We start from the raw sequence: 16,432 nt of genomic DNA, 5'->3' as shown, positions 1-16,432 counted from the left end.
GGGGGCAAACAAGATTCTATCAATATCCAAGCATCATCAGAAATGTCGTAACGTGCCACTATTTTGTTCCTGCATCGAAATCAATCAGATAATAATACTATTAATTGATATTAAGGGACACAGCCTAGTACAACAGGATAAAATGGACGAGCTGGAGCGTCAGGATAAGCGGAGCAGAAATAAACCATGCCGAAACGCCGTGCTCAGGCCAGAGTTCAGGAACAACTCAGAGCTATCAATCCAGTCTTAGATAACACTGATGAATATAGAGCCAGCTTACGCTCTGTAAGCCCATAATTATCCAGAGGCTACCTCGTACTATCCCCGTAGTACAGCATGAGGATTTTCTTTTTTTACTCCCCTTGAAAATTTAGCTTAATGACCCCATCTGATCTCAAACTAAAGAACCCCATCATTACAATAATAGGAAATAAAAAATGAGTGATGAACTGAAAGGAATCAAAACAAGATTTAGAGCATATACCATGTCTAGTGCTGGCTCATGCTTTTCTTATGCAACAGAAAATGAATTTGTTTTGATTGAAGCTAGAGCGCCAGAAGAGGTCAGGGAAAGAATATTAGAAGAAATGGAGTTATTTCAAAATAAAACTATTTCGTTACTGCATATAACAAGTTGGGATCAAGATCACTGTACAGCAAGTGAGCTAGAATGGATTTTAACAAATCTAAAACCTAAAAAAGTAGAATATCCTGGATATGAAGCAGAAAATGAAAATAGTAAAAGATGTCTGGCTTTAATTGAAGATTACAAAACTAAAAAACACGTTACATCCTCTTTAGTAGTAAAAGTTACACCTGAATATATAAAAGGCTTAAAGCCAGGTTTCGGGTATAGCTATAAGAATATTATTTTTCACCCTAAAAAATATACCGAAAAAGCAAATGACAACTCAATAGTCAAGTTTTTCCGTACAGGGATGTTCAACGTCTTAAGTTTAGGTGACGTTGAATCTGCTGATATAGCAACATTACTAAAAAATAGTTCACTAATAGAAGAAGTTGATGTCATTATTCTCCCTCACCATGGTGGTCATAGCGAGGTACTGACAAAAGATTTATTAGAAAAAATAGATCCACCAATCGCTATATGCAGTAGCAATTATTCCAATCAATATGACCATCCAAAACAATACGTTAGAGACTTACTCTCTAGGCTAGAAATAGAACTATATACAACTAAATCTCAAGACGTCATTATAGAATCTACAGGAAATCATGTTGGTAGATATGATGTATATGATTTGAAAGTTAATAGAAATAATGACGTCGAATCACCTATTAGAGATCTTCAACCTAAGAAATTTAAAGAACTCAAAAAACATGAGGATAATAGGAGAAAAAGTTATAAATCAGCCACATATAAACGATATAAATAAGAGTATTGCGTCATTAATTTGGCGAGATATAACTTTTAACTCTTCCGACAATAAATCCTGTCTGTTTCTTGTATGAAAAAACGTATATAAAAAATGCTAAAACTAGGAATGTAGTTACTGATAGATTTATATCTTTACGCATATATATATATTTAAAATTAACAATATTTAAGATGAGAAATAAGGAATAAAAGGATCTATACATATTGTTGATTTCAGCTAATATTTCTATTTTAGGGTCATTTTTTTCTGCATTAATGTAATCTTTATAGTTTGTTTTTTCAATGGAAAAAACCCAATCAATAAAAGGAGAAATGAGTGAACCTACCCGACTAATGATCGACCCTAAAAAGTAATAAAAAAAGACTCCTACAATTACACTATTTTGGACAAACTTAAAGTTAAAATTAAATAATGAATCGATCAAAAATGCAGCAATAACTCCCGGTATTAAATAATTAAATATATGATAACTACTTATTTTTTTTACTAATTCATCCATCAATATAATCTCAATTTATTTAATTTTAAACATTATAATCAATATGGATTGCATAGTCCACTCTATGCTAAATACGAACCCTTGCCATTCCGGTAACCCTCTAAGTCAGTGACCAATTTTTATTGTCCACTTTAGTATTCGCCAAGCGCACAGACGTGAATCTCATTAAATAAAATTGGTACAACTAACTCTTTTTGTTCAGAATCAGGCTAAAGGTAATTTCCAATGATTTCGATGTAGTAGTTCAACCTCCACACTGACGCGCTACGCTTGTCTTCTCCGAGTTACCGGGCTAATGCATTAACCCAGTAACTCGGAGAGCTGAAAGATCACCTGCCAGAGAAAACATTTTTATCTACCCCCCTCCCTATTAAAGAATTATGGGTAAAACTGTTCACCCTGTTCACCTTTGAATAATTTTATTTAAATTCATACCATTAAATGGTGATGAGTTGAAATTAAACTCTTCAATACTCTTCACCCAACCGTTCACCTCCAACCAGAAAAAAGGTGAACAGTGGTGAACACTTTTTTATATTTCTTTGAAAAATGGCTGTAATCAGAAAAAAATTATTCTTCTGGCTGACTATTCCTTGTCAGTTTCGACATCCATTCGATAGCGCTATCAAAATTCAAGCTCAGATTGCTACGAATGCCCTGCCCTGTTTGCTTTTCTTGCGTAAATATTGCTGGCTGTATTCTGCTAGTGCGCCCGGCATATCCATTCCTAAACGAGTCACAGAAACAGGTTTGTTCAGGTTATTGCTTTCATATAAGCAAGATAGGTGTGATAAAGGTACTTACGAGGGTTGAACGGCATAATTTCCGCATTGCCGATTAACAGGCCGTCAGCTTCATGGGAAGCAATAAGATAACCACAAAAATCGACCAGTGGATCTGTGCCGCGTTTGATATCCAGCGCCTCCGCAGATTTTTATTGTTCTGCCAGTAAACGCTTTGCTGATTGTGGATCAACAAACCGATGCAGCAGATGCCGGATAATCACGGGCAATTCTGCCGCAATTTTATTCCGCAGAAGTGGATCGCGTTCATTTTCCGGCACGACTTCGGAAAAATTAAAAATCACGCGACTCCGTGACACGCCACCACTGCGATCACTGAAACTCATAGCGTTGTTATTCACCGCCTGTACCACCACTGAAATACGGGTTGAATAGGGCTGTTTATGTTTTGGATCGATGGCAACTTTATCTCCACCTGTAATCGCCTTGATGCCTGATCCGTCGCCCACATAGCGAGTTTAGTCTGGCAGGATGATCAGCGAATAACCAACAATTAACGCCCTTTCCCGTGGGTTTTCAACGGTTTTCTCTGCCGCTAACTTACCAACGTTCTTTCCAGCCTGCCGTTTTTGTCCCGCTCTTTTGATTCGTGCCAGTGATTATCAGCAGCAATAATGAGTTTGGACACTGCGCTCTAACCTGCTCGGCAACAATCAATAGGTTGCTTTCATCAATCGCTGCCAGTATCACGCCTTTATGTAGTTGACTGACAGTTAAAGCTGTAGCGTAACCTTCGGTAATGATGATTGTGTCTGGCGTTCCGGTAATCTCAGTAATCGGGATAAAACTGCCTTTTTTCTGTGTACCTGCAACAAGGCGTTTTTCGCCGTTCGGCTTGATGACCTGTGTGCCCGTGATTGTGCCGTCCATCATTTGAGTGACCAGCAATAACGAACCGTCTTTTAACAACCGCTGATTGGAACATTGCAATCCCTTTTTCACCAGATATTGAGATTCACCCGTAACAGTAGTAGCAACCAGTTCTGCGATCGGTTTAGCGCTATGAATCGGCGTTTTGGCTAGCTTGGGTTCTGGCAAAGGCAATGCCAGTTGCCGTGGTGGTGATCGTCGATAAAGTGGAAACGGTCAGTGCCACCACAGACAGGACAAGAGCCATGTTTACCCTTTTCTGGGATATCGATGCCACATATTCACGGTGTGTCGGAAGCCGTGGCCTGTCGCTCACCCTGAATATCCCATACGGCGGATCATGGTATTGATTGCCATATCAGCTATATGCTTTCTGTAATCTGTCCGGTTTGGGAAAACACACTGATAACTGCCGCTGATAGGCTGAATTTGCTTCAATAAATCGATAACTTGCTTTGATAATGGCACTATATGAGTATGGCGCATTTTCATTTTTTCGGCAGGGTTTGGCTCATTTGATAGCCAGATCCGTCAGCTTCATAAATCACCAATGTTGTATAGAAAAATTGTAGAGAGAAATTCTATACAAAAAACTATACAACAAATTGTAGAGATTTAGGAAGACAGTAGTAGACTTTGGGGTATTGAGATTTTGCGCTAAGACTTGATTTAACTGGGTTTGGGAGACTTTAGTAGATGTTGTTAGGAGTGTGATTGGCGGAGGAGGAGAGATTCGAACTCTCGGATGGTTTCCCATCGGCGGTTTTCAAGACCGCTGCCTTAAGCCGCTCGGCCACCCCTCCGCAATGGCGTGCACTATAAACACCACCGAGACAGATGTAAAGCCTCCTCCTGTTCGATTGCCGTAAATTTATTCTTTTCCACTGCTGTTGGCTTATTTTATCCGCATATGTGCATGCCATTCTTGGGCATAAAGGTGATTTTTGCTAGATTACTACTGTCTTTCTTTGATGGTGAAATAATTATGTTGGTATTCGACGGTCGTGAGATCGAAACCGATGCGCAGGGTTATCTGAAAAATAGCAGTGACTGGCAGGAAGCAATAGCTTCACTTCTCGCCGAGCAGGAAGCAATCGCTTTGACTGAACAACACTGGGAAGTCATTCGTTTTGTTAGGGAATTTTATGATGAATTTAATACATCCCCAGCTATCCGTATGCTGGTAAAAGCAATCGCACAAAAGTATGGTGAAGAAAAAGGCAACAGCCGCTATCTTTACCACTTATTTCCCAAAGGTCCGGCAAAGCAGGCAACTAAAATTGCAGGGCTGCCAAAACCGGTAAAATGCATCTGATTAATAACCTAATTCAGTGGTGGACGCTAAAATCTGCAATATCCTCCACTGCACAGGGCTGAGACGAAAAACTATCTATTCGCGCTCCTGGTGGTCCCCCTTGTTCCAACCAGTGGGTTAATTTATTCAGTTGTTCAACATCACCATAAGCTACAATTTTGACACTACCATCATGCAAATTACAGACATAGCCGGTCAGTTTATTAGATTTCGCCCAACGAAAAGTCTGATAGCGAAATCCAACCCCTTGAACCCAACCATAAACATAAATTATTAACCCATATTTAATCATAATTAGTTCCTATCTACCCTGTCACCTTGCGGTATCGCTCACATATGTAGTTAAGCACACTATTCTTGGTTGTGTTTTATATTTACTACAGCTAACCTGAAATAATAGATAGAGCCACACTCGCAATTAAAGCAAAAAATGACTTCAACTACCGGGTATGCTCTTGTAATTCACCTTATTGCCCCTATATCAGTGTCAAAACAAAATCTCTTTGGAGGTGACTATGATTATCGCCAGCAAATTCGGTATCGGCCAACAAGTACGTCACAAGCTTCTGGGGTATTTGGGAGTGATCGTAGACATTGATGTGGAATATTCTCTGGAACAACCTCAAGAGGATGACATTGCATCCAATGCTGCTTTGCGTTCTGCTCCTTGGTATCATGTTGTGATGGAAGATGACGACGGCCAACCCGTACATACTTATTTAGCCGAAGCGCAATTAGCCTACGAAACATCAGATGACCATCCAGAACAACCTTCTCTGGACGAGCTAGCAGAATCCATCCGCAATCAGTTACTGGCTCCACGACTACGCAATTAACTAACCTTTATTGTGTTTTTAAACTACTTGTACCACCTAAGCATCTGTGCCTCTTTTTGCCTATTGCTTTAAATACATTCGACAAGTTGTATCAACGAGCGCGTTGAACCCAGTTCAGCAATGTTCCAATCATAATCATGATCCCTACCAACTTCAGTAATAGATGTTGCCATTGCCACAAAAATATGATGCATATCCATAATGTCTTACGGATTTCCATCTCTAATATTCGTCGTGTTTCACCATCTTCTAAGCTGCCTGTACGGCAGTGAACAACCAAAAATTTCACCAATACCAATCAAAACATTTCTAAGCTGCCTGTACGGCAGTGAACTCTATGCGGATATGGAAGCGGAACGCCGACTGTTTCTAAGCTGCCTGTACGGCAGTGAACCGTCCAACGCTGAGTTTGTTATCGGATGATACTTTCTAAGCTGCCTGTACGGCAGTGAACCTGTTTTAATTTCATATATTCGCTGTTATCTGTTTCTAAGCTGCCTGTACGGCAGTGAACACTACCGCCAGTTCATCCAGATCGTTGCGAATTTTCTAAGCTGCCTGTACGGCAGTGAACCCGATAAACCGGGGGGACTTATCGAGTAGCACTTTCTAAGCTGCCTGTACGGCAGTGAACGCAATTAACGTTATCTGATCGGGTAATGAATTTTTTCTAAGCTGCCTGTACGGCAGTGAACTGTTGCATATTAACTCTAATCCATTGACTGTTAAAGAGTATAATCATAAAAAGTGAAAAAACCCTTTTTATAAGAGATACTTTATTTTAATTAAAAATCAATAGGTTATTATTTGGCGATAAAAAAGGGTCAAAATTAGGGTGCAGTAGAAACACCATATCTTATAGCAATATTTGGTAGCTTTTAGCTGTCGCAGAAATAGCTAAATTTTCCTTAATATATTGTAATATAATGTGAAAAATGGAGTTTATACCTGTTATCTTTCAAGTTGCTTCTTTGTTGGCTGCACTCACTCACCCCGGTCACATAGTTATCTATGCTCCCGGGGATTCGCTCCCTTGCCGTCGCGATCCATCTTGAAATCTATTGGGTATATAAGATATCCAGAGACGGATGATTCCGGGACCCTGTAAATATTTGTCAGGAATAAGTCATATATACTTGGAACCTAGTGATGTTTCCCACCCAACCTCTTAAGTTTGGGCAACTTAGACATTAGCGCCAAGCTCCGTTCACTCATTGATGGGAAACTAAACAGTAGCAAACTGGAGAATATTACTTTTCCAGCCCCAATCTTGGGATTTCAATTTTCGGGCAGCGATCCATCACAATATCCATACCTGCTTTTTCTGCCAATTCTTTCGCTTGTTCGTTAATAACACCCAATTGCAACCAGAGCACTTTTGCTTTGATATCTATCGCTTCCTGAACTACACCATAAGCAGCTTCAGCATTACGGAATACATCTACCATATCAATAGGTCGAGCAATATCTGCCAACTGTCCATAAACGTGTTGCCCAAGCAGTGTCTGCCCAGCAAGTTTCGGGCTAACAGGAATAACTTCGTATCCTTGCTCCAATAAATAAGCCATAACTTTATAGCTCGGACGATCAGTTTTTTCACTAGCACCTACCAGTGCGATAGTTTTCACTTGTTTTAATATGTCCACAATTCGTTGATCATTCATCGTATCATTCCTTACAAATTCAGTATTTTTACTTTGTTTATTTATTACAGTGTATATGATAAACATTGTTATCAATTTACTATGATCGAAAATAACGATTATCAAAGGTACCAACATGAAATTGGCAACCCGTACACTAGCAGCCTCTAAAAATATAGCGCTTGTTGCACACGACCACTGCAAAACGTCTCTGCTGGTCTGGTCCAAAAATCATCAGCATTTACTTCAGAAACATAATTTATATGCTACCGGCACAACCGGTAATCTGATCCAGAATGAAACGGGATTGTCAGTCACCAGTATGCTTAGCGGACCAATGGGCGGAGATCAACAAATTGGCTCCCTAATTTCAGAAGGAAAAATTGATGTACTAATATTTTTCTGGGACCCACTTAATGCCGTTCCTCATGATCCTGATGTAAAAGCACTGCTGCGCCTTGCTACAGTATGGAATATCCCAGTAGCAACAAATCTGACAACTGCGGATTTTATTGTTAATTCCCCATTGTTTTCTCAGTCAGTAGATATTCAGGTCCCTGATTATCAACACTATCTGAATGAACGTCTGAAATAAATCTTTATAATATTTATGGTTGAGCAATATGTTCTCTTCAAAAGATACCTTAAGGCTTACGCTGAGCAAGCCCCCCCAACCGTTCTAATTGACGCACAAACACAGATGGATTTTTCTTATCCTGCATCAACCACACCTGCTTCTTCGCCCGTGTTAATGCAACATATAAAAGACGTCGCTCCTCTGCATCAGGAAAATTTTCCAACTGTGGCAATAAAACCCGCTCCACCACCGATTCCCTTTCAAGTGCAGGAAAACCGTCATTCCCCTGATGTAACCCAAGGATAATCACATAATCCGCTTGTTTCCCTTTCGAAGCATGAATAGTCATAAATTCTATTTTAAGCTTAGGCCAGCGGGTCGTTGCTTTTTTCAGCAATTCAGGTTTCAAGTGGTGATAGCGGGCTAACAACAAAACCGTTTCCTGCTCTGTAACATAGCAACTCATTTTATTCAGCAAAGGTTCAAGTTGATCTTCTGGCAGGATTACAACTGATTTTTTGTTACCTTTAGTCAAACTATTTAGTGGCTTGTTTAACTGATTTGGGTTTTGTTGTACAAAGGTATTAGCAATCTCACCAATCCGATCATTAAACCGATAAGAAGTATCCAATACACATTCAGCCCCTTTACCAAAATAATCAGCAAAAGCAGTGGGTAATATCAACTTCACCCCACTGAAACGGTAAATTGCCTGCCAGTCATCCCCTACAGCAAACAAATAACTTTGGCTATTTTGCGCCCGCAATGCGGTAAGCAATTTCGCCTTTAATGGCGAAATATCCTGAAACTCATCGACCAGAATATGCTTCCACGGGCTAATAAATCGTCCTTTCTCCAGAATATGAACTGCCTGATGAATCAACCCTGAGTAATCAACAGCACATTCTGTTTTTAATTCAGATTTCCACGCTTTTAATAAAGGCCCCATCAAGCGAACACATTTTTGAAACAGTTCCAGATACTCTCCCTGAGCCTGTTCTATCATCGCCTTTTGACTACCACCGTGCATACGCATTAATTCCAGCCAACATTCAAGCCTGCCTGACAATCGGCTAACAAGCTGTTCATCACACCAAAATTCACCTTCCGGTATTTCCCATTTCAGCTCCTCTGTCAGCCATTCCCGCCAACCTTTAGCTTGTGCTTTCTTCTCTCTGCATTGTTGCTGCCAGTGTTTAACCAGAAAATCTCTTCTCTTTTGCCCGTCAGTTTCCAATGTGCTAATTTTAAGCACTTTATTACTTCCCTGCTGAATAATATGCAGTGCCAAAGCATAAAATGTTTTCGCTTCGATATCTTTCACACCAAGACGAGTATGAATTCGTTCATTCATCTCATCAACTCCCTGGTTATCAAACGCTAACAGTAATATCTGTTCGGGAATCGTCTGTTGGCGAAGTAATAACCATCCTACCCTCGCCACTAACACAGCTGTTTTTCCGCTACCAGCACCAGCAAGCACCAGCACTGAATTTTCACCATTAACAACAGCTAAGCTCTGAGGAAGGCTTAAAGAAGAGGTTTCTACCCGCTGAAAAAAATCACGATATTGCCCCAGCATACGCTCTGTCCATTGCTGGTTAATCTTTTCAACAGATTTTTCGCCATTCTCAACCCAATGTAGACAAATTTGATAATTTTCTCGGCAATTATCAAATTGTTCCAGACGTTGTAATGGCAGTGGTAAAGCCTGAAATGCGGCCTGAATCCGCTGTTGCAATTGGGACAAATCAGCTTTTTTAAACCAGCGATCCAACTGACCAATTTTATTAACTTCATTAACCTGATCTGCCAGTACATTAGCACTAACAACACTCATTTCCTGGCTCCATTTTTGCCATTCACCGAGTAGATAATGATAAAAACGCTGTGTTTGCTGCCATTCAGTGCCATGAAGGCGAACCGCTTGTCCATCAAGCAATTCAAATTCCAGCTCACCCCAGACAATACCCCGTTTGCACTGAATATCAATTAACTGATTAAATGGGATAAGGTATTGATGCTTTTCTCCACTGACTTCAATACCTGCATTCAGCAATCGCACCCGGTTATAGGGATGCTGAGCAAGACGCCGGCCAATTTGTGTTGCTTTAAGTTCCATGATCGTAACGCTATACCTGAAAAATAGTTGAACTATGCCTTATAAGGGTTTTTTATCACTAATAAACCTTATATCCTAATGGTCATTTATGGCCGTTATCATTACCTCAGAGGTATTTTGTGCTAACTGTGTTCTCCGGTCTGCGCCGTTTTCTTTATAACAGTCATCTTCTTTATTATACCCGTATCCTAATAGCCCTAACTGGAACAACGCTAGTACCTTGGTTTCTAGATAAAGAACCTAAGATAACCATACCACTGACTTTAGGTGTTGTTGCCGCAGCACTAGCCGACCTCGATGATCGTCTGATTGGCCGTTTACGCAATCTAATGATCACGCTAATTTCTTTCTTTATCGCGTCAATCTCTATCGAATTGCTATTTCCTTACCCTTGGCTTTTCACCGTCGGACTGGCGTTATCTACTTGTAGTTTTATCTTACTGGGTGCGCTCGGGCAACGCTACGCAACCATTGCATTTGGTGCGTTACTGATTGCCATTTATACCATGTTGGGTACATCTATTTTTCCACTATGGTATCAACAACCACTATTACTCCTGACAGGAGCAATCTGGTATCACCTACTAACACTCGCCGACTACTTACTGTTTCCTATTCGCCCGTTACAAGACAACCTAGCGCGTTGTTATCAGCAACTTTCAGCTTATCTTAATGCCAAAGCCAACTTGTTTGATCCCGATATAGAAGAGGGATACCAGCAATCTGTCGTTAACGTAGCAATGGCAAACAGTACTTTGGTAAATACGCTAAATCAAACCAAAGCCTCTTTATTAACCCGTCTGAAGGGAGAGCGTAGTCAACGTGGAACTCGTCACACGCTACATTATTATTTTGTCGCACAGGACATTCATGAACGAGCGAGTTCAGCTCATGTAAGGTACCAGAGCCTACGGAATGCTTTCCGTTACAGTGATGTCCTGTTCCGGTTTCAACGTCTTCTTTCCATGCAAGCCCGTGCATGTGAACACGTTGCTCAGTCAATTCTTTGGCACAGGCAATATCAGCACAATCCACGTGTTGAACGTGCTTTCAACTATCTGGAAAGTTCGCTGCAACAATTGGGGGAACAACAAAAACATAGCCTCAAGATCACCGCGTTATACAATCTACTGAAAAACTTGCGTGCGATCGATGCACAACTAGCCGGTATTAGATCCGGGCAGGACAATCTGACTAAAGAAAGAAAAGATGAAACTCAACTATCTGATGAACCACTAACTGGTGTGCGCGATATCTGTCTAAGGATCAGCCGTCACCTGACTCCACAATCAGCCCTATTCCGTCATGCAATCCGTATGTCTGTTTTACTGTGCAGTAGCTACGCTATGATTCAGTTGCTGGATTTACAACGTGGATATTGGATTTTACTAACCAGTTTGTTCGTTTGCCAACCTAATTACAGCGCTACCCGCCGCCGTTTGGCTCTGAGAATAATAGGAACTGTTGCCGGGGTATTAATCGGCTTACCAATCCTCTACTTCGTACCATCTATTGAAGGGCAATTGGTACTGATGATCATCTCTGGTGTACTGTTCTTTGCCTTTCGTAATATCCAGTATGCACACGCAACCTTATTTATCACGCTGCTGGTATTATTGTGTTTTAATTTGTTAGGTGAAGGTTTTGACGTCGCATTACCAAGAATTTTTGATACATTTATTGGTTGTGGTATCGCCTGGTTAGCAGTGAGTTTCATCTGGCCAGACTGGAAATTCCGCCAATTATCACAAGTCATCAGCCGGACAATGAGTACTAATTGCCGCTATCTTGATGCCATTTTAGTCCAATATAATCAGGGAAAAGACAATGGATTGAGCTATCGAATTGCCCGCCGTGATGCCCACAATAGTGATGCAGAACTGGCATCAGTTATTTCAAACATGTCTGCCGAGCCGAAAAGTTATCAAACCTCCCAAGAAGAAGCATTCCGACTACTGTGCCTAAATCACACAATGTTGAGTTATATCTCCACGCTGGGAGCGCACCGGGATAAATTGGATAACAAAGTTATTCTAGATATTCTTAACGACGTTATTTGTTATGTTGATACAGCATTAAAACTAGCATCAATAGATGATGAAAGAATTAAACAAATACCTGTCAATATAGTGAAAAAAATTGAACAAGCCTTGGTAGAAGGAAACAGTAAAGAGCAATTAGTATTGCAACAAACAAGTTTATTAATAGAGTTGCTACCTGAAATTGTTAACCATATTAAACAAATTAACCAGTTAGAACCCCATTAATATACTGGGGCAGTTAGCTGCCCCGTTCATTTAACTGTTCACGATAAAAATCTAACAGGACAACTCCTTGTGCCAGCGTAATAAGTCATTACGAATTTGTACCGGTAAAACGGCTGAATGACATCCTTCAATTGCACCAGCCAGAGCAAGTAACAAACTAACATTAAATTTTCTTTTATATTGATGCAGTTTTAAATAACTGGCTTTCGCACCTAACAACCGTAAATCTTCAACTTTACATATTCCTACTTTCCATAACTGACGCTCAAGAGACATTCCAAGATTAGGTAAATCCTTTAAGCGCGCTGGTATTTTCTTTTTACCCACCACTTCAATCAATGAGTAGTGATAGGCTAAATGTGTATATTGAGACAACAATGCTTGATCTTGCCAAAGTGATTCACCAACCTGGTAATAACGCAAAGTTACAGGTATTCCTCTTTTCGAATAAATATAGTTTTTCATTCCTCTGGCTTTGAACAATACTTCAGCATGACTATTTCCCCGTAAATATAATTCTCCATCAGCAATAATAGCGAACATAACCCCGTCAGCCAGCAGGCTGTAGCCGCCAAACTGCGGTTTCCTTGTCAATCTTCCAAACGAAGAAAAACCATTTTTGAGTTGAGTAAAACGTACCTCAGACAAAAACATACAGATCGCTCCATGAGTTTAGTGCAAATAAGTCTCTTATCCATAGATTTGTCCCAGTTATCAGTAAAATAGATAAGAGGAACAAGTAATTAAAAACATACGCAATCCAATTTTTTCTGCCAATGATTAAATGAACTTAAAGCGATTTATAATCAATATTTGCGAAGCCCTTTGAAAAAATAGACTTGATCTTAGCCTAACATAAAGATACTGTATGTTCATACAGCATCTTGTGGCGAGGTTCATTATGGGCATTCAATCATCTTGGGTTTACTCTTCTAAACATCTGTCAACAGAAAGGCAGCCATCACGCTCTTCCCCTACACAAGATAATTCAGTGGGAGGTGGTGGTATAGTGAGTGAATTGATTTATAGTGATAACCAATCTGTCATTAACCATATATTGCTACCTCTATTACGTGAATCGGGGAATGAGTCTCGCTGGCTGCTATGGGTGAGTCCACACAAGAAACTAAGCCGCCAATGGTTAATTAACTCTGGATTACCTTTAGATAAAATTGTTCAATTAAATCACATCAACTCCATTACAACTGTAGATGCAATGGAAAGAGCACTAGCAAGTGGTAATTACAGTGTAGTACTTGGCTGGTTACCTAAGTTATCAGAAAGAGATACGGTAAAATTGCAGTCTGCGGCGCGAAAAGGTAACGCATTGGGCTTTATTATGCGCCCACAAAATGTGAATAAAGGAACCAACTGTACTGAACTACAATCAAATTTACTAAAAATTCATTCCATTTACTATCATTGACCAAAACCAAGAATTATCTCAATATCCATAGCACAAAATAACCAATTTTGACCAAAAAACACTGATCACAATTAAAATCAATTAATTAATATAGGATTAGTTGTAAAGAATAGTAAAGTTTTTTTTAAATTATACATTACCTTTTAATTTTTTTGCGCTATTAATCAATACCCACTTGTAACTTTTTAACTTCGTTGTAGACTTTACACCATTAAAGATTACTGTGCTTAGTACCCTTGTATTGTTTGGTTAACTGGTTTGACGAAAGTGCAGTATTCTTAAACTGAGTTTTTTAATCAATATGGCTAATAGCCTATCTCAGTAGATGTAAGTAATAAGTAATTAATGCGTGCCGTTTTTGTGAATGTATGGATAAATAGTGAACATGTACAGCACGCAGAATATCAGGGCGTACATGCAGTACGAGAAGTTGAAGTTCGAGTACTACTCAAGTTCGTTCCTGAATAATTACAAAGAATGGCAAATGTATACCCAATAGATTTCAAGATGTATCGCGACGGCAAGGGAACAAATCCCCGGGAGCATAGATAACTATGTCATAGATAACTCTGTGACCGGGATGAGTGAGTGCAGCCAACAAAGAGGCAACTTGAAAGATAACAGGTATAAATAGCCAATGGGATAGGCAGTAAGTAAAAAGGCTCCCAAAGCCAATTGCCTATTGGGTGATGATAATAACGAGGCGTTAAAATGAAAAAGACAGCTATCGCGGTAGCAGTGGCAGTGGCCGCTTTCACAACTGCAGCGCAAGCAGCTCCAAAAGACAACACTTGGTATACTGGTGGTAAATTGGGCTGGTCTCAATACCATGACGTAAACTTCTACGGTAACGATTATACCAATGCAATCGGTAATGGCCCTACGCACAAAAACCAGCTAGGCGCTGGTGCTTATTTGGGCTATCAAGCCAATCCATATCTCGGCTTCGAAATAGGTTATGATTGGTTAGGCCGCATGCCTTACAAAGGTAGCGTAAACAATGGTGCCTTCAAAGCTCATGGTTTCCAACTAGCGACTAAACTAAGTTATCCAATTATGGATGATCTGGATGTCTATACTCGTTTGGGTGGTATGGTTTGGCGTGCAGATTCCAAAGCAACCTACGGCGCTACCAACACTCATCTGAAAAACCATGATACCGGTGTTTCTCCATTGGTAGCAATTGGTGTTGAGTATGCTCTGACCAAAAACTGGGCTACTCGCCTGGACTACCAGTGGGTTAACAATATCGGTGATGCAGGTACAGTAGGTGCACGTCCTGACAACGGCTTGTTGAGCGTAGGTGTTTCTTACCGCTTCGGCCAAGATGAAGCAGCTGCTCCAATTATTGCTCCAGCTCCGGTTGTTGCTCCAACCCCTGCTCCAGCTCCGGTTGTTGAAAACAAACGTTTTACTCTGCGCTCTGACGTTCTGTTCGAATTCGCCAGCTCTGAGCTGAAAGCGGAAGGCAAACAGACTCTGAACCAGCTATATACTGAATTAGCGAACATCGACCCAACTCAGGGTAAGGTGCTAGTTCTTGGCTATACTGACCGTATTGGTAAAGACGCATACAACCAGAAACTATCGCAAGAACGTGCTCAGAGCGTAGTTAACTATCTGGTAACTCAAGGCATCCCTGCGGGCAGTATCAGTGCAGAAGGCCACGGTAAAGCAAATCCAGTAACGGGTTCTACTTGTGATAAAATTCGCAAACCTAACTTAATCAGTTGCTTGGCTCCAGATCGTCGCGTAGAGATCGAAATCCAAGGCACTAAAGAAGTTGTTACTCAAGCACAAGCTGCTCAGTAACAGTCTTTATTGATTACTAATGTAATCAAAAGATAGGGAAACCCCGTTGAAAATGGGGTTTTCTTTTCCATCCATTGAAATCTTATATCAACTTATATTACGAGTTTTATTGTGATACCAATCCACAATAGCTGAGATTACTCACTCTTACCCAAAATAGCCTCTAAATCGTGCTTCAGACTAGACATCTGATTTTCATATTTTTCCTTACGTTCAGCATCTTCAATGAGTTGTATGATAGTTTCGGACAATGTATTACCCCGCCGTTGAGAAAGTGCAGATAAGCGATGCCATACAGGAAAATCTAAATCGATAGATTTCTTGCGAGTATGCTGATGTTCTGCATTAAAATGCCGTTTGCGCCGAGCGCGGATTGTTTGTTTCATACGGTTGGATAAATCAGGATTCATATGCTGTTCAATCCATATAAGTACCTTTACCGGTTCACTCTCAAGCTTGATTAGCATATCAACTGCTTCACAAGCTGCGCTGTTTTCAATATATTTGGTAATTAGCTCACCTTCCTGATGTTTCTTTATCAGATAAGCCCATTTCCAGCCACATTCCAGATTTTCCAATTGTTGATATTTCATCTTATTTCTCAGTGACGGCGTAACTTAAAAATAAGCATAGCAACTATTCTAGTAAATTGCTTATGGCTAAATTGATCATTGCCTGTTTTTTGTTCACAATGATGCTTTACATAAAACGCCTGTAATAGCAAACATTCAAACATGTTGGTTTATACCTGTTATCTTTCAAGTTGCCTCTTTGTTGGCTGCACTCACTCACCCCGGTCACAGAGTTATCTATGACATAGCTATCTATGCTCCCGGGAATTCGCTCCCTTGCCGTCTCGATG

16 protein-coding genes, 1 tRNA gene, 4 pseudogenes and 1 CRISPR repeat array are annotated in these 16,432 nt (G+C 40.3%); of the genes and pseudogenes, 9 read left to right on the top strand and 12 right to left on the bottom strand.

The window, feature by feature from the left end; translation table 11 throughout:
- Positions 1-133: 133 nt before the first annotated feature.
- A pseudogene (locus EAE89_RS23715) lies at positions 134-297 on the top strand (ISNCY family transposase); the annotation flags it as partial.
- Between the two features lie 140 nt (positions 298-437).
- Complete coding sequence (locus EAE89_RS16185; RefSeq protein ID WP_214086237.1) at positions 438-1,397, top strand: ComEC/Rec2 family competence protein; 960 nt, start codon at positions 438-440, stop codon at positions 1,395-1,397.
- 13 nt (positions 1,398-1,410) lie between these two features.
- On the opposite strand, the gene EAE89_RS16180 is transcribed toward EAE89_RS16185, so the two are convergent.
- The 6 genes and pseudogenes from EAE89_RS16180 to EAE89_RS16165 form a co-directional block, all read right to left on the bottom strand.
- Positions 1,411-1,899 (bottom strand): hypothetical protein, encoded by a 489-nt coding sequence (locus EAE89_RS16180; protein WP_214086236.1) that lies wholly within the window; start codon positions 1,897-1,899, stop codon positions 1,411-1,413.
- Positions 1,900-2,469: 570 nt separating this feature from the next.
- Positions 2,470-3,262: pseudogene (locus EAE89_RS23710) on the bottom strand (primase-like DNA-binding domain-containing protein); the annotation flags it as partial.
- Positions 3,243-3,740: a primase/helicase family protein gene (locus EAE89_RS23705; protein WP_244866513.1), complete on the bottom strand. Its 498-nt coding sequence runs from the start codon at positions 3,738-3,740 to the stop codon at positions 3,243-3,245. The gene EAE89_RS23705 and the pseudogene EAE89_RS23710, both read right to left, overlap by 20 nt.
- Positions 3,722-3,838 (bottom strand): primase-helicase zinc-binding domain-containing protein, encoded by a 117-nt coding sequence (locus EAE89_RS24185; RefSeq protein WP_339423355.1) that lies wholly within the window; start codon positions 3,836-3,838, stop codon positions 3,722-3,724. Before EAE89_RS24185 ends, EAE89_RS23705 begins: the two co-directional genes overlap by 19 nt.
- A gap of 49 nt (positions 3,839-3,887) precedes the next feature.
- A pseudogene (locus tag EAE89_RS16170) lies at positions 3,888-4,076 on the bottom strand (tyrosine-type recombinase/integrase); the annotation flags it as partial.
- A gap of 211 nt (positions 4,077-4,287) precedes the next feature.
- Positions 4,288-4,375 (bottom strand) — tRNA-Ser (locus tag EAE89_RS16165).
- Between the two features lie 182 nt (positions 4,376-4,557).
- Here EAE89_RS16165 and tusE point away from each other — a divergent pair.
- A complete protein-coding gene (tusE, locus tag EAE89_RS16160; protein ID WP_214086240.1) occupies positions 4,558-4,887 on the top strand; it encodes a sulfurtransferase TusE in 330 nt (109 codons plus the stop codon).
- A 13-nt stretch (positions 4,888-4,900) separates the two neighbouring features.
- On the opposite strand, the gene yccX is transcribed toward tusE, so the two are convergent.
- A complete protein-coding gene (yccX, locus tag EAE89_RS16155; RefSeq protein ID WP_214086235.1) occupies positions 4,901-5,179 on the bottom strand; it encodes an acylphosphatase in 279 nt (92 codons plus the stop codon).
- A gap of 226 nt (positions 5,180-5,405) precedes the next feature.
- Between yccX and hspQ the strand changes: the two genes are divergently transcribed.
- Positions 5,406-5,723, top strand: coding sequence for a heat shock protein HspQ (hspQ, locus tag EAE89_RS16150; RefSeq protein ID WP_083451855.1), 318 nt, complete (start codon positions 5,406-5,408; stop codon positions 5,721-5,723).
- 83 nt (positions 5,724-5,806) lie between these two features.
- Here the strand turns inward: hspQ and EAE89_RS24035 are convergent.
- Both EAE89_RS24035 and EAE89_RS16145 read right to left on the bottom strand, forming a co-directional pair.
- Positions 5,807-5,914, bottom strand: a pseudogene (locus EAE89_RS24035) (hypothetical protein); the annotation flags it as partial.
- Positions 5,915-5,969: 55 nt separating this feature from the next.
- A CRISPR array of direct repeats spans positions 5,970-6,418; the repeat unit is 28 nt; unit sequence TTTCTAAGCTGCCTGTACGGCAGTGAAC.
- Positions 6,419-6,973: 555 nt separating this feature from the next.
- Entirely contained in the window at positions 6,974-7,387 is a 414-nt protein-coding gene (locus EAE89_RS16145) for a CoA-binding protein (RefSeq protein ID WP_054475770.1), read from the bottom strand.
- A gap of 115 nt (positions 7,388-7,502) precedes the next feature.
- Here EAE89_RS16145 and mgsA point away from each other — a divergent pair, with 115 nt between their 5' ends.
- A complete protein-coding gene (gene mgsA / locus EAE89_RS16140; RefSeq protein ID WP_054475773.1) occupies positions 7,503-7,961 on the top strand; it encodes a methylglyoxal synthase in 459 nt (152 codons plus the stop codon).
- A 49-nt stretch (positions 7,962-8,010) separates the two neighbouring features.
- Here the strand turns inward: mgsA and helD are convergent, their stop codons facing one another.
- Positions 8,011-10,065, bottom strand: a complete 2,055-nt coding sequence (gene helD / locus EAE89_RS16135; RefSeq protein WP_214086234.1) for a DNA helicase IV — start codon at positions 10,063-10,065, stop codon at positions 8,011-8,013.
- 119 nt (positions 10,066-10,184) lie between these two features.
- Between helD and yccS the strand changes: the two genes are divergently transcribed.
- Positions 10,185-12,332 (top strand): YccS family putative transporter, encoded by a 2,148-nt coding sequence (gene yccS / locus EAE89_RS16130; RefSeq protein WP_054475777.1) that lies wholly within the window; start codon positions 10,185-10,187, stop codon positions 12,330-12,332.
- 51 nt (positions 12,333-12,383) lie between these two features.
- Here the strand turns inward: yccS and EAE89_RS16125 are convergent, their stop codons facing one another.
- Positions 12,384-12,986, bottom strand: coding sequence for a TfoX/Sxy family DNA transformation protein (locus tag EAE89_RS16125; protein WP_054475779.1), 603 nt, complete (start codon positions 12,984-12,986; stop codon positions 12,384-12,386).
- A gap of 247 nt (positions 12,987-13,233) precedes the next feature.
- On the opposite strand from EAE89_RS16125, the gene sulA reads away from it, so the two are divergent.
- From sulA to ompA, 3 genes are all read left to right on the top strand, one after another.
- A complete protein-coding gene (gene sulA, locus EAE89_RS16120; protein ID WP_054475780.1) occupies positions 13,234-13,758 on the top strand; it encodes an SOS-induced cell division inhibitor SulA in 525 nt (174 codons plus the stop codon).
- A 345-nt stretch (positions 13,759-14,103) separates the two neighbouring features.
- Positions 14,104-14,226 carry a hypothetical protein gene (locus tag EAE89_RS24030; protein WP_262499990.1) on the top strand — a complete coding sequence of 41 codons (123 nt, stop codon included), beginning with the start codon at positions 14,104-14,106 and terminating at the stop codon, positions 14,224-14,226.
- 243 nt (positions 14,227-14,469) lie between these two features.
- On the top strand, positions 14,470-15,570 hold the full coding sequence (gene ompA / locus EAE89_RS16115) for a porin OmpA (RefSeq protein WP_149617129.1): 1,101 nt from the start codon (positions 14,470-14,472) through the stop codon (positions 15,568-15,570).
- Between the two features lie 137 nt (positions 15,571-15,707).
- On the opposite strand, the gene matP is transcribed toward ompA, so the two are convergent.
- Entirely contained in the window at positions 15,708-16,163 is a 456-nt protein-coding gene (matP, locus tag EAE89_RS16110; RefSeq protein ID WP_149617130.1) for a macrodomain Ter protein MatP, read from the bottom strand.
- Positions 16,164-16,432: the final 269 nt, after the last annotated feature.

The sequence above is a fragment of the Photorhabdus heterorhabditis genome (assembly GCF_018448905.1).
Lineage (GTDB): Bacteria > Pseudomonadota > Gammaproteobacteria > Enterobacterales > Enterobacteriaceae > Photorhabdus > Photorhabdus heterorhabditis.
The sequence above is the reverse complement of the archived record's forward strand: the minus strand, read 5'-3'. Positions and strand labels throughout refer to the sequence as shown.

Bases quoted from the DNA above. Each gene is read 5' to 3' on its own strand.
- EAE89_RS16185 (WP_214086237.1), top strand. From the start codon at position 438: ATGAGTGATGAACTGAAAGGAATCAAAACAAGATTTAGAGCATATACC.
- EAE89_RS16180 (WP_214086236.1), bottom strand. From the start codon at position 1,899: ATGGATGAATTAGTAAAAAAAATAAGTAGTTATCATATATTTAATTAT.
- tusE (WP_214086240.1), top strand. From the start codon at position 4,558: ATGTTGGTATTCGACGGTCGTGAGATCGAAACCGATGCGCAGGGTTAT.
- yccX (WP_214086235.1), bottom strand. From the start codon at position 5,179: ATGATTAAATATGGGTTAATAATTTATGTTTATGGTTGGGTTCAAGGG.
- EAE89_RS16145 (WP_054475770.1), bottom strand. From the start codon at position 7,387: ATGAATGATCAACGAATTGTGGACATATTAAAACAAGTGAAAACTATC.
- mgsA (WP_054475773.1), top strand. From the start codon at position 7,503: ATGAAATTGGCAACCCGTACACTAGCAGCCTCTAAAAATATAGCGCTT.
- helD (WP_214086234.1), bottom strand. From the start codon at position 10,065: ATGGAACTTAAAGCAACACAAATTGGCCGGCGTCTTGCTCAGCATCCC.
- EAE89_RS16125 (WP_054475779.1), bottom strand. From the start codon at position 12,986: ATGTTTTTGTCTGAGGTACGTTTTACTCAACTCAAAAATGGTTTTTCT.
- sulA (WP_054475780.1), top strand. From the start codon at position 13,234: ATGGGCATTCAATCATCTTGGGTTTACTCTTCTAAACATCTGTCAACA.
- EAE89_RS24030 (WP_262499990.1), top strand. From the start codon at position 14,104: ATGCGTGCCGTTTTTGTGAATGTATGGATAAATAGTGAACATGTACAG.
- ompA (WP_149617129.1), top strand. From the start codon at position 14,470: ATGAAAAAGACAGCTATCGCGGTAGCAGTGGCAGTGGCCGCTTTCACA.
- matP (WP_149617130.1), bottom strand. From the start codon at position 16,163: ATGAAATATCAACAATTGGAAAATCTGGAATGTGGCTGGAAATGGGCT.